15 protein-coding genes are annotated in these 13157 nt (G+C 27.0%); 5 read left to right on the top strand and 10 right to left on the bottom strand.

The genetic code is table 11. The features are described from left to right. The 4 genes from HUJ77_RS13220 to HUJ77_RS13205 all read right to left on the bottom strand — a co-directional run. The coding region (locus HUJ77_RS13220) for an SMC family ATPase (protein ID WP_291709360.1) at nt 1–1065 on the bottom strand (1065 nt) is incomplete at its 3' end. After that, complete coding sequence (locus HUJ77_RS13215) at nt 1066–2232, bottom strand: exonuclease SbcCD subunit D (protein ID WP_291709358.1); 1167 nt, start codon at nt 2230–2232, stop codon at nt 1066–1068. A 17-nt stretch (nt 2233–2249) separates the two neighbouring features. Then, nucleotides 2250–3098, bottom strand: a complete 849-nt coding sequence (locus tag HUJ77_RS13210; RefSeq protein WP_291709356.1) for a patatin family protein — start codon at nt 3096–3098, stop codon at nt 2250–2252. Between the two features lie 152 nt (nt 3099–3250). Next, the gene (locus tag HUJ77_RS13205) at nt 3251–3736 is read right to left on the bottom strand and encodes a GNAT family N-acetyltransferase (protein ID WP_291709354.1); all 486 of its coding nucleotides are present in this window, start codon (nt 3734–3736) and stop codon (nt 3251–3253) included. Nucleotides 3737–3890: 154 nt separating this feature from the next. Between HUJ77_RS13205 and HUJ77_RS13200 the strand changes: the two genes are divergently transcribed. Then, nucleotides 3891–4412 (top strand): dihydrofolate reductase family protein, encoded by a 522-nt coding sequence (locus HUJ77_RS13200; RefSeq protein WP_291709352.1) that lies wholly within the window; start codon nt 3891–3893, stop codon nt 4410–4412. Nucleotides 4413–4513: 101 nt separating this feature from the next. Here HUJ77_RS13200 and HUJ77_RS13195 read toward each other — a convergent pair whose 3' ends face one another. Further along, nucleotides 4514–5035, bottom strand: a complete 522-nt coding sequence (locus HUJ77_RS13195) for an ECF transporter S component (RefSeq protein WP_291709350.1) — start codon at nt 5033–5035, stop codon at nt 4514–4516. Between the two features lie 444 nt (nt 5036–5479). Between HUJ77_RS13195 and zupT the strand changes: the two genes are divergently transcribed. Further along, the gene (gene zupT, locus HUJ77_RS13190; protein WP_291709348.1) at nt 5480–6256 is read left to right on the top strand and encodes a zinc transporter ZupT; all 777 of its coding nucleotides are present in this window, start codon (nt 5480–5482) and stop codon (nt 6254–6256) included. A 97-nt stretch (nt 6257–6353) separates the two neighbouring features. Here zupT and HUJ77_RS13185 read toward each other — a convergent pair whose 3' ends face one another. Next, complete coding sequence (locus HUJ77_RS13185; RefSeq protein WP_291709346.1) at nt 6354–6980, bottom strand: DUF4397 domain-containing protein; 627 nt, start codon at nt 6978–6980, stop codon at nt 6354–6356. A gap of 2 nt (nt 6981–6982) precedes the next feature. Then, complete coding sequence (locus HUJ77_RS13180; protein ID WP_291709344.1) at nt 6983–8302, bottom strand: hypothetical protein; 1320 nt, start codon at nt 8300–8302, stop codon at nt 6983–6985. 142 nt (nt 8303–8444) lie between these two features. On the opposite strand from HUJ77_RS13180, the gene HUJ77_RS13175 reads away from it, so the two are divergent. Beyond that, nucleotides 8445–9731 carry an aminotransferase class V-fold PLP-dependent enzyme gene (locus tag HUJ77_RS13175; RefSeq protein ID WP_291709342.1) on the top strand — a complete coding sequence of 429 codons (1287 nt, stop codon included), beginning with the start codon at nt 8445–8447 and terminating at the stop codon, nt 9729–9731. Nucleotides 9732–9902: 171 nt separating this feature from the next. Here the strand turns inward: HUJ77_RS13175 and trmB are convergent, their stop codons facing one another. From trmB to HUJ77_RS13160, 3 genes are all read right to left on the bottom strand, one after another. Continuing rightward, the gene (gene trmB, locus HUJ77_RS13170) at nt 9903–10556 is read right to left on the bottom strand and encodes a tRNA (guanosine(46)-N7)-methyltransferase TrmB (protein ID WP_291709340.1); all 654 of its coding nucleotides are present in this window, start codon (nt 10554–10556) and stop codon (nt 9903–9905) included. Between the two features lie 105 nt (nt 10557–10661). Beyond that, nucleotides 10662–11309 (bottom strand): hypothetical protein, encoded by a 648-nt coding sequence (locus HUJ77_RS13165; protein ID WP_291709339.1) that lies wholly within the window; start codon nt 11307–11309, stop codon nt 10662–10664. Nucleotides 11310–11376: 67 nt separating this feature from the next. Then, nucleotides 11377–12063 (bottom strand): cyclic nucleotide-binding domain-containing protein, encoded by a 687-nt coding sequence (locus tag HUJ77_RS13160; RefSeq protein WP_291709337.1) that lies wholly within the window; start codon nt 12061–12063, stop codon nt 11377–11379. 104 nt (nt 12064–12167) lie between these two features. Between HUJ77_RS13160 and HUJ77_RS13155 the strand changes: the two genes are divergently transcribed. Both HUJ77_RS13155 and HUJ77_RS13150 read left to right on the top strand, forming a co-directional pair. Next, nucleotides 12168–12590: a DMT family transporter gene (locus HUJ77_RS13155; protein ID WP_291709336.1), complete on the top strand. Its 423-nt coding sequence runs from the start codon at nt 12168–12170 to the stop codon at nt 12588–12590. Nucleotides 12591–12602: 12 nt separating this feature from the next. Continuing rightward, the gene (locus HUJ77_RS13150; protein WP_291709335.1) at nt 12603–13076 is read left to right on the top strand and encodes a DMT family transporter; all 474 of its coding nucleotides are present in this window, start codon (nt 12603–12605) and stop codon (nt 13074–13076) included. Nucleotides 13077–13157 lie beyond the last annotated feature (81 nt).

Raw genomic sequence — 13157 nt, 5'->3', positions numbered from 1 at the left:
CTTCTCTAAATCTTCTTTATATCTTATTAAATTTTCCTCACTTATTTTTAAGGCTTCTTTTGATTTAGTAAGATATCTTTTCTTTTCTTGATACTTTTCTTCAAAGGTTAATGCCGTTTGTGCCTTTTTAGCTAATTTTAATTTTTCTTCTTTATTCTTATACTGATCTTTTAGTAAGCTTAACTTTTCAAATTCATCCTTATATTTTTTAAGGTCTTCTAGCTTCTTGTTTGTTTCCTTAGCTAAGGTTAAGTTTTTAGAAATACCGTTAATTTCAATATTTATTTTATCTAGATTTATTTTTAGTTCCTCTTCCTCTTCTTTATCCTTCTTTATAGAATCATTGAACTTATCTAAAATTAAGCTAATATTCAAATCCTTATTATTTATAAGATTATTTAATCCTTCATCATCATTTCTTAAAGTAAAGGATCTAATTCTATTTTCCCTGTCCCTTTGTACTATTTCTATGGATTTTTTAAGATTATTAGCTTCATTTTTTATATTTTGCTGAATATCTGAAAAAATCTTAGTTCCAAATATCTTTCTAAATATTTCTTCTTTTTTATCACTATCAGAATTCAATAACTTTTTAAATTCTCCTTGAGGAATCATCACAAGCTGTTTAAATTGATCACTAGTTATACCTAATATTTCTTCAACTAATTTAGTAACTTCCTTAGGTCCAGATACTGTCTTATCCTTCAATTTAATTTCTGCAGTTGGCTTACTTTCAGTTAACCCCTCACCTTTTTGCTTTGCTCTAAAGTATTGAGGTGATCTTTTTATATAATAGTCTTTATCTCTTAGAGAAAACCAAAGTTCCACTTCTGTTGGTGTAGTTGGATCTGCAAAATCACTTCTAAGTGATTTTCCTTCCCTATCACTGCCACTAGCTTCTCCGTATAAAGCAAAATTTATGGCATCAAATATTGTGGTTTTACCTGCACCAGTATTACCTGTTATAACAAACATATTCTTACCGTCAAGATAGTTTTCAAAATCTAATTCTTGTATATCTGCATAGGGTCCAAAGGCTGAAATAATCAACTTTTTTATTTTCATTTATTCTTCTCCCCTTTCTGCAGCTTCCATAACTCGTTTCATAATATCTAATTCTTCTTCTACACATTCTTCATCCATTATATCTTTATAAAAGCCTTCAAATAATGCTAGCTTTGATTTATCTTTTATATTATTGGCTATTCTTCTACTGCCTTCTCTTACTATTCGTTCTTCTCTGGATAATTCCATAACATTTGGATAAATAGCTCTAAGCTTAGCCATAGGATCTAATAACTCGCCTTTATCACTTAATATAACTTTTAAATAGTCCTCATTATTTTCTTCAGGGTTATATCCACTTAATATTTCTTCTAATGTACCTTTTTTCACCCTAAAATCTCTCTTAGGTTTTAATTCATAAATTTCAATATTAACTTCTCCCTTTGCATCTAAGTCTACTATTGTAATTCCTTTTCTTTGATTAACCTCAGAGAAGGAGTATTTCATAAGAGAACCTGAGTATCTTATTTTGTCACTACCTATCTTTTGAGGTCCATGTAAATGTCCAAGAGCAGTATAATTAAATATATTGAAATGCTTAGAGTTAATATATTCAGTTCCACCTATAGATAAAGGTTTCTCAGAATCACTTTCTACTAACTTTTCAAAATCATTATCTTTTATACCAGTAACATATCCATGAGCTATAGCTATATTACGTTCCTCTTCATTAAAGTCCTTTGATATTTCTGATATTATCCTCTCCATGGCTAAATCATAACTTTTTATATTCTCATCTTCAAATAAATCTCTAACATATGGAACATCTGCATAGGGAATTGGATAAAAATTTACTTTTCCATTTTCATCTTCTAAAGTTACCTTCTCTATTTTTCTTTTTAAGTTTCCAAATATATAAAGTCCACTATTTGCTAAAAGTGAACTGGCAAACTCTATTCTTTCATTACTATCATGATTTCCTGCTAAAGCTATTACCTTAGTATTTAAATCTTTTACTATTCTTATTAGAGATTTATTTAATAGCTCCACAGCCTGAACTGGAGGTACTGACCTATCATATAAATCTCCAGCTATTAGTAATACATCAGGTTTCTTTTCTTCAATTACTTTACATAATTCTTCAATAATATATTCTTGGTCTTCTGTCATATAAAAGCCATTGACAAGTTTTCCTATATGCCAGTCTGCCATATGAAATATTCTCATAAATTTACCTCCAGAAATTAATTTAAAAACTTAATGAGATCATCTGCAAGTGCCTTTGCATCCTCATATCCTCTATTGTATATTGCTTCAAGTTTATTTTTATCTTTTTCAAATCTGCTTACTTCTAAAGGCATACTAGGTCTAATAATAAAGCATTTCCCCTCTTTTTCTAATTTATCCAGTAAGTCTAAAGTATCATTATAATGCTTATATCTATTTTCCATTGCATCTATAAGTCCCTTATAATTTTTATATTTTCTTTTTATTATTGGCATAATTTTTGATTTGCTTTTTCTATAGCCTTTATGTTGCGTTAATATAACCACATGTTTTTCTATACCATCTTCTATTGCTTTTTGAATTGGAATCGGTGCAGCTATACCTCCATCCATAAGATTTTTATTATCATATTTTATTACTTTTGCAACTAATGGCAAAGATATAGATGCCTTCAAAGCCTCGTATCCATCTTTATTAAAATCACTTATATTATAAAATTCAGGTAATCCCGTATCACAATTAGTTGAGCCAACTAAAAACTTTGTTCCTGAAGAGATAAAAGCTTCATGATCAAAGGGTTCTAACTCGTTAGGTATTATATCAAAAAGCATATCCATTCCAAAGGCTGACCCACTCTTTATTAAATTACTAAAACTTAGGTATCTTTTATCATTTATATAATTTATGTTGACTCTATAATTTCTCTTTCTTTGTTTAGAAATATAAGAAACACAATTGCAAGCTCCTGCTGATACACCTATACAATAATTAATATTTATATCCTTATCTAATAATAAATCTAAAACTCCAGCAGAGTAAACGCCTCTCATCCCTCCACCTTCAAGTATAAGTGATGTGTTATTCATATCTATTCCTCCAAATCTTGTGTATTGTAATTATATCCATTATCTTTAAATTATATCATTTTAGATTTTAAATAACTATTATCTATACATTACTTATTCTAAAACTTTTCATTTTTTTTATTAAAGAAAAAGGTAAGCTTACGCCTACCTTTTTAATAATAATCACTTCTTCTATCTAATAGGGTTACATCTCTCCAGTTACCAAATATATCCCTTGCTATTGATTTTCTTCTGCCAATTACTTCGAAGCCATTTTTTATATGTAAATTTATGCTGGCAGTGTTATCAGAGAAAACTATACTTTCAAGTAGCCAATAGCCCTTCTTCTCACTTTCTTTAATAACAGCTTTTAAAAGTTCATCACCTATACCTTGCCCCCTATTTTTTGAAGATATATAAATGCTTACTTCACAAACCCCATCATAAGCAGGTGATGATGACTTACCCTTAGATAAAGCTACCCAACCTACTACTTCATCATTAATGACTTTCACAAATCTACACTCATCAATATGACCTTTATCCCAATCATCAACTGTTGGAACTTTTCTTTTAAATGTTGAATTTCCTTCTACTATTGCTTCAGATAGTATATCTAAAACCTTCTCTATATCTTTATACTTCATTTTTCTAATCATTTTAAGCCCCCAATATTATTTATTTTATATAAATTATAAGCTTCTTATATTTTACTTGTCTACTTACAATAAATAAAAAACTAGAAAAAGAAATTTAATGATATAATTCTTTTATAAATATTATGAATAATATAAATTTAAGGAGTAGAATAATATGATTGGAAAAATAATATTAAACTTAGCAATGAGCTTAGATGGTTATATAGCTGAAGAAGATGGTAGCTTTGAATGGATTGTTGGAGATGGTAACCATTCTCTTAATACAGAAACTAAATATGATTTCGAAGGATTTTTAGAAGATATTGATGTTGTAGTTATGGGAAAAAACTGCTGTTTTCAAGACTTTCATGAAGACTATAAAGAAAAAGAAGTATATATTGCAACTTCAGAAGAAATAGATGACTATGATAACTTTCATTTTATAAATGGAGATATATGTAAGACTATACTTGATTTAAAAAATTCAGGTAAAAATATATACTTATTTGGTGGTGGAATACTTATTGATAACTTCATTAAAGATAATATAATTGATGAATATATTATAGGAATAATACCTACTATCTTAGGTAAAGGAAGAAAGTTATTTTTAGATAATAACCCTAAAATAGATTTAAATCTTACTTCATATTATATTGAAGATGGAATAGTAATAATGAAATATTCAAAGCGATAAAAAGGATATACGGAAGGAAAGAAATTTATAAATAAAATAAATCACTAAGATAAGTATGTATTTAATACTTATTTTAGTGATTTTATTTTTTAATTTATATATTAAACTAATTCACTTGTAAATACTTCATAAAGATCTTTTCTTCTTGCTTTTGCTAATGAATTTGCTAGTGCATAAGATATTACTCCATCTGCAATGTGATGAATAATAGTTCCTACTGCAACAACTACTACTACTTGATAAACAGAATTAACGAAAGGAATAACAACTAGTCCTTCTAATATTCCATGAATTGGTGCTGTAAATACAATTGCTTTTTTTAAATTCTTTTGCTTAATAATCATTAACGCTCCAACAAAACCAACTATTATATGCATTGCAGCTCTAGCTGCTACAACTGGATCAGATGTTATAAAGAATCCTAGTGCTGATCCCAATCCTACAACTACTGCAACTGATGGTGATATTAACATAGCTAAAAACATAGGAATATGTGAGCCAATAGTTGCTGTAAATGGTCCTAAAGTTATTCTTAAGAAGCCAAATTGAGTGGGAATAATTATTGCAATTGCTGTTAATACAGCTGCAAATACCATTTTTCTAATTTTATTACTAATGTCCATATAAAATCCCCCTATACTAGTGTATATACACTAGTATAATTATTTTGTATTCACTTGTAAATATTTATTTTGAAATTTTTGTATAATCCTTTTATTTTTAAAAGAATGTAATTATTCCTACTAATGCTCCAATTAAAAAACTCACTATAAGAACATACTTAAATTTTACTAAGTATTTTAAGAAAATTCTCCAAAAGAACAAACTTAGCAAATACCATAAATTTCCCCCCTGGGGATATAATAGAAAACATAAATCTTTTTACTCTATTCACAAAACTAATAGAGTTTTCTATGCTTATTAATGGATCCTTAATAATACATAATCAGTCTTTTATTTCCGCCTTCTTAATGACCTTAGAACTAATAAAATTTAATTAATCTTGCATAGTATCATTTTCTCTTAATATATTTAATTATATATTAAGTGCTTTTTAGGAGAATTTTATGATACATAATCAATCTTTTATACCATTAATATTATCCCTAATTGCAGGACTATCTACTGTAATAGGTGCATTTATATTATTCTTTTCCAAAATACAGAATAAAAAATTAATAACCTTTGCCCTATCTTTTTCAGCTGGAGTTATGATAACTGTATCCTTTACAGATTTATTTGCTTCTGCTGAAGAAACCTTACGAAAGTATCATGGAAATTTGAAAGGAGTTTTACTAGCTTTATTCTTTTTAATTTCTGGTGTAATTATTGCTTTACTTATTGATAAATTTATACCAGATAATCCTTCAAACTTTAAAGCTTCAAATCCTGACAAGCTTTATAGAGTTGGATTTGTATCAATGATTGCATTAATGATACATAACTTTCCTGAAGGAATTGCTACATTTGTTTCTGGTTATGAAAATACCTCTTTAGGAATTTCTATAGCCCTTGCTATTGCTCTTCATAATATTCCTGAAGGTATTTCAATAGCAATGCCCATTTATTACTCTACAAATAGTAAAGCTAAAGCTTTTAAATATACCCTTTATTCAGGTCTTGCTGAACCCCTAGGTGCTTTTATTGCTTTTCTATTTTTAAGGCCCTATATTAATGAAATAATCTTAGCTATAACCTTTGCCCTAGTGGCAGGAATAATGCTATATATATCCTTTGCAGAACTTATCCCAACTGCAAGAGAATATAAATATCATAAGACCTACCTTTTCTCCATTTTTTTAGGTATATTAACAATTATACTAAGCCACATCTATTCACATTAATATAAAAATATAGAGGTTGTTACAACAACCTCTATATTTTTATATTACTTTTAAACTCCCAAATAAGTTTATTCCTTAATTCTACATTTTTTATTAATTAATTTTCTCTTCCATCTTCCACAAGAAGATAACCTAATTTAGGTTCTCTATTTAATAGCCCTATAATATATATGGTATAAAATCTTCCGTTTGTAAGCTTTCTGTTGTTAATATATTTAAACATTCCTGAAAATGATGAGAAAGTAACCTTAAAGTCATATATTGCTGGTGAAAGTGGATAATATCCTGTAGTTTCTAAATATTCAACATTATTAAAAAGTATGATATCATTAGCTAATCCTAATGATACTAATGGTGCATTAGGAGATAAATGAATAAATCTTAGAAATGCACTTCCAATTTTTACTTTATCTTTAACATTTGAATCATTTAATGTAAAGATATCTAAATCACCACCTAAGATTACTATGCTGGTAGTTGAACTACTGTTAGGCATAATATCTACATTTTTAGTTATTAATGGCTTATCATAAGTACCTGATTTATAAAGTTGTAATTCATAAGTTCCAGGTGCAATATTTTCATAACATGTTATATCAGAAAATGCTAAATCTTTTCCCATTGCCATTCCACTTAAGTAAAGATCCACTGAAGGTGCTGATGGAACTGCATGAATAAATCTTATTTTACTTTGTAAATTAGGTAAGTTTTGACGAAATAACATTGCTATTCCCCCCTTTTACAATTTTCATCATCTAAAGTCATTTTAATTATTTTTTTAGTGATTAACTGGTAAATAGGTTTTGGAATATTATAGGCTTTATAAGCATCTATTATGGAATTATCATTTTCAATAGATCCATAAATCATATCTACTTTATCTAAATTATTATTTTCTTCACCTCTATAAGATTTAGTTAAGTAATCTCCAAAGCTTAAATTTCTTAAAATCTCCATATGAATGGGCTCTTCCATATCATCTCTATTATTAGTCATTGGCTTGGCATTCATATTTTGCATTCCATATGGACTATTCATTACATATGGACTATTCATTACATTTGGATTATTTATTCCATTAGGGTAATTCATTGCATTTGGATTATTCATCATATTTGGATTGTTCATTGGATTCCAATTATCTGTTCCACTTAAATCATTTATTGTGTTAGGATAATTTACTGCATTTGGATTGTTCATTGGATTTGGATTATTCATCCAATTTAGATTATAAATTTCATTATCATTATTCATCATATTCGGATTATTTGCCTTATTATTCATCAGATTTGAATTATTCATTTGATTAAGATTATTTGCGGTATTAGGATTATTGGACAAATTTTGATTATCCATTTTATTAGTATTATTTGACCAATTTTGATTATTCATTGCATTAGGATTACCCATCCAATTTTGATTATTCATTGTATTAGGATTACCCATCCAATTTTGATTATTCATTGTATTAGGATTGTTCATCCAGTTTTGATTATTCATCATATCAGGATTATTCATCCAATTCCAATTATTCATTCCAGTAGGATTATTCATTTCATTTGGATTATTTATTCCACTAGAATTATTACTTACATTTAAATTATTAATACCATTAAAATTACTCATTTCATTGTTATTAATTTTTTGTATATTTGTTGCATTATTATTTTGGTTATTTGCATTGCTAGTGCCTTTCTTACATTTACCATCCTTATTATAGGAAAACAATTCTTCACTTAATGTTTCTGATGGATACTCTAAATTAAAATCTTCTTCAAATTTCTTTGCTGCTTGATTATTATTTTGTAAATTAGAATTATCATTTTGAATATAATCTAAAGTCTTTAAAGTATTTCCTTGTAAATTAGAATTGTCCATAGGTGTAACAAATTTTAACGCAAAACTATTTGGAACTTCACTAAATGCAGGTAATGCCATATCTATAATAGGAAACCATGTTGAATCTTTTTTTCTGAATGGTTCAGTTATATTTAATGGTATGAACTTTAAATCTTCTTCATTTCCATTCATATTGTTATAATACATATATTTCCTCCAAAAAATATTTCATTATAATTATACGCTACATTTTTATATATGTTCTTTTTATTTGCATTAGACCAAACTTTCTTAGTTTATTAGCACCTTACTATACTTAACTGAATATTATAGAAAAGGAGGTTTTGCTATGAATGATTTAACAAATAATTCTTTTAGACATTTATTTATAGGCCTTGATAAGAAGGTACCCATTATTGATAACAATAAAATAATAGCAATTAATCTTGATAATGCAGCTACAACTCCAGTGTTTAAAAGCGTTCTTGATAGAATTACAAAAGCTTGTGAATTATATGGTGCCATAGGTAGAGGGCTTGGCCAAAAATCAGAATATTCAACTAAAATTTTTACTGAATCAAGAGATTATATTTTAGATTTCTTTAATGCTTCTAAAGAAAAATATACTGTAATCTTTGTAAATAATACTACAGAAGGTATTAATAGATTATCAAATATATTAATTGAAGATAAGAGTAATATAGTTATTACAACTAGAATGGAACATCATTCTAACGACTTACCTTGGCGAGGAAAATGCGATTTAAAATATATTGAAGTAGATGAAGATGGTAGACTAAAACTAGATGAACTAGAATACTTATTGGATAAAAATAAGGGTTTAGTTAAATATGTCACTATTACCGCAGCCTCAAATGTTACAGGTTATATAAATAATTTATCTTATTTATCTAATCTTGTTCATAAATATAATGCAAAACTAATAATAGATGGTGCTCAAATTGTAGCTCATAAAAAAATAGACTTTAGTAAAGTTAACATTGACTATTTTGTATTTTCTGCTCACAAGATGTACGCACCCTTTGGTAGTGGAGCAATTATTGGGTTAAAAAAAGATTTTGAAAGATTAAACTCTGATCTAAAGGGTGGAGGTACAGTAGAAACTGTTTTAGATGATTCAGAAATACTATTAACACCTCCTGAAAAAGATGAAGCTGGTAGCCCTAATTTCTTCGGTGCTGTTGCCTTAGTTCAAGCCATGAAGGAATTAGAAAATATAGGTTATGATGTAATTGAAAAAAACGAAAAAATATTATTAGAGCATACTATAAAAGGTCTTAATTCAATAAAAAGTGTTATTTGTTATGCTGATAATATAAATACAGATGATAGACTTGGTATAGTAGTATTTAATATTAAAGATATTTATCATGCAGAATGTGCAAAATTATTAGCTAGCTTAAGAGCTATAGCCGTAAGACAGGGAGCTTTTTGTGCTCATCCATATGTAAAAAGATTATTAAATGTAAAAGCTGAAGAATCAGGAATACATTTAGTTGATACTACTTGCAAAATGCCTGGAATGGTTAGAGCTAGCTTTGGAGTATATAATTCTCTAAAGGAAATAGATATATTCTTAAACACCATAGAACTAATATGTAAATTAAATAAATAAATAAAGGAGCCATATTGGAATGTAAAATGAATAATGAAAAATATAAAATAAGAGAAAAAACTCCAAAAGGAGTTTTTAAAATATTTTTAAGTAATTTAATTTAAATTCATTCATTAATTCTACATTTTACATTCTAAATTATTAATTTGGAGCTGCTAGGCAGCTCCTTTGTTATCTTTTTGCTATTAAAAATTTAATTTTAATTCCTTGTTCACTAAACATGTTTTCATGTTCTGTTCTAACATTTCCAACAAAATCACTTTTATGTAAGTCGTAAGTTATGTACTCTATCTCAAAGCCTGATTCTTTAAAATATGCTAAAGATTCTTCAAAAAGTTCATCATCATCAGTTTTAAAGTATATTCTACCTTCCTTTGATAAAAACTCCTTATACTTCTCTAGTTGAGTTGGATATGTTAATCTTCTTTTCTTATGTCTTTCCTTTGGCCAAGGATTACAGAAATTAATGTATATTCTATCAACTATATCTTCTGTGCTAAAAACATCATTAATTAAGAATATTTCTTGTGCCATTAATTTTAAGTTGTTTACTTCTAAATCTTTTTCTTCGTATGCTTTTTCAATATTTCTCTTTGCAAGTACTAATACTTCGTCTTTAATATCTATAGCCACATAATTTATGTTTGGATTTTCTGATCCATGAACGGCAACAAAAGTTCCCTTTCCACATCCTAGTTCTAAATATATAGGATTGTTATTATTAAAGGATTCTTTCCATCTTCCCTTATATTCACTTGGATTTACTATAAAAAAATTACATGCTTCTAATTCAGGTCTAGCCCATGGCTTTTTTCTTAGTCTCATCTTATTCACTCCATTTATTCTAATTCATAACAATTATACAAATTTACATTCATTATATCAAATTTAATTTTTTCTATGGAATGATTTGCATAAATACTAATGTTATTATTTTTTATTTACCCTTGCATTTACTATTGTAACTTCAGAATATTTACTTACTTCATCCTTATATGTTTCTAAATTAATTGCAGATTTTTCAGTATCGTTTTCCTTAAACTTTACTAATCCAACTAAAGTAACATTTTCATCTAAAGCTTTGCCTATTTTGGCTACTGATGATTTTGAATCAAAATCTATAGCTTCTCCATAATATTTAGTTGTTTTGTATTCTGGATTCTTATTATCCTCAGTATTTTCTGAATCTATTTCTGCAATAGAATATATTGATTTATCAGCTTCACCATCATTAGTTTTTGCTGTGTTTAATACTATATGAATAATTGAATCTTTTTCTATATTGTTTGTGCTGTAATCAGCAATTTCATTAGTTTCTACTAACTCTCCATTTAAGTATTTTTCCATTGATAAATTTATATTATATTCCGAATCATTAGGTAACATCATAGATGCAACAGTACTTTTATCCTTTCCATAGTCTGCTGAATTTAATATTAATTCAACTACTCCTTGAATTTCTTGATTAACCACCTTAACATCACCTTCTGGAAGACTAGAACCTGTTGTTGTACATCCTGCTAATGCTAAGCTTAAGGCTACTCCAGCTAAAAGTGTTGATATTTTCTTCATATGCATATACTTTCCTCTTTTCTTTTAAATTAACATTCTATATTATATCATATGTAAAATCCATTTAGTTAAACTACTTATATATATCTGCTGATAATTTTTTTAGCTTTTTATAGTCTAAAACTATATAAGAGTCTTCTTTTTTGCATAATATTTTATTGTCAATTAACTTATTTAATGTTCTCAATAAATGCCTATAGCTTGTACCTAATAGTTCTGAAATAACTGTCAGTGTTTCATCAAACTTAAATCTTTGATAATCTTCCTTTACTCCTATAAAAATAATATAACTTGCTAATCTTTTTTCTAATGTATACAGTAAATTTATACTTGAATTTTTAGAAGATCTCTTTAGCTTTTCTCCTAAGGAATTACATAAAAAATTTAATAAATTGATATCAGTCTTATAATTGTTTTTTATAAAATTTATTGGAATTCCTATGCATACACAAGGCTCTATTGCTTCTACATTACAGCTAGCTATATCATTAGTAACAAGTTCTAAATCTCCTAATGTATCTAACTCTTTATAAAAATCTAATAACAGTAATCTTCCATTTTCAAGTGTTATATATACCTTAGCTTTCCCCTCAACAAAGAACATTAAATGACTAATACTCTCGCCTTCTCTAAATATAAGTTCTCTTTTATCAAAGAAAAGCAACTCTATATTTTCCCTAATATACAGGCTAAATAAATCATTTATTTTATGAATTTTTATATACTTATCTATTAATTCTAAATTTTTAACTTTAATCATATTAACTCCTAGACTAAATCATCTTACATCTATTATGCCATATGTCATAATTAAGTTTAATCCATTTATGATAAATTATTTCTAAAAGCTTATGGAGGTGACTTATGTATAATATCCTTTCACTTTTAACAGGATTATTAATAACTCTAATGATTAGTTTAAACGGAATTCTTTCAAATCATTTAGGCAACTATTCATCTACTCTTATAATTCATATTGTAGGAAGTATTTTATTAACTTTAGTATTATTCTTGAAAAAAATTAAAATTAGTTATAGCAAAAATATACCAATTATCTTTTATAGCGCAGGTATAATAGGCGTTTTTACTGTTCTATTTAATAATATAAGTTTTACTGCTATTGGTGCTTCTTTGACTATTTCTCTAGGTTTATTAGGACAAACTATTACTTCTCTTTTTATAGATAGTTTTGGGCTAATGGAAATGAAGAAAGTTAAATTTGAAAAGAAAAAAATATTCGGATTATCTTTAATAATATTAGGAATAGTTGTTATGACTATTTATTAATAAGGAGGACTTATGATTTATATTTATATTTTATTAGCCATATTAGCAGGGGTATCAGTAGTAATTTCAAGGATTTTTAATTCTAAAATTGCAGATAATATAGGTACTCTTCAGGGAACATATATAAATTATTTAACAGGATTAATTGCATCTTTTATATTTTTCATAATAAGTAAAGAGTATATTAAAATAGAAATTAATACTTTTTCAAATATTCCTATATATGCATACCTAGGAGGTCTTATTGGAATATTGGTAGTTATGCTATCAAATTATACTACTCCTAAAGTATCCTCTTTTTCTTTGTCTTTACTAGTCTTTATAGGGCAACTAGCTGTAAGTATCCTAATAGATTACTATTCTTATAGTACAATTTCCTTTGGAAAAATATTAGGTGGATTATTAATATTATCTGGATTATCTTATAACTTACTATTAGATGAAAAAAATCAGTTCAAAACATCTGTTAGTTGTGATGAGGTTTAATGTGTTTTATAAAATAAAAATAGGAGCTGTCGCAACAGCTCCTAAATTAAAAATGTAGAATGTAAAATGTAGAATTATTGA

It is taken from the genome of Clostridium sp. (assembly GCF_021443865.1).
In the GTDB taxonomy this organism is placed as follows: domain Bacteria; phylum Bacillota; class Clostridia; order Clostridiales; family Clostridiaceae; genus Clostridium.
This window is presented reverse-complemented; position numbering and strand designations above follow the sequence as displayed.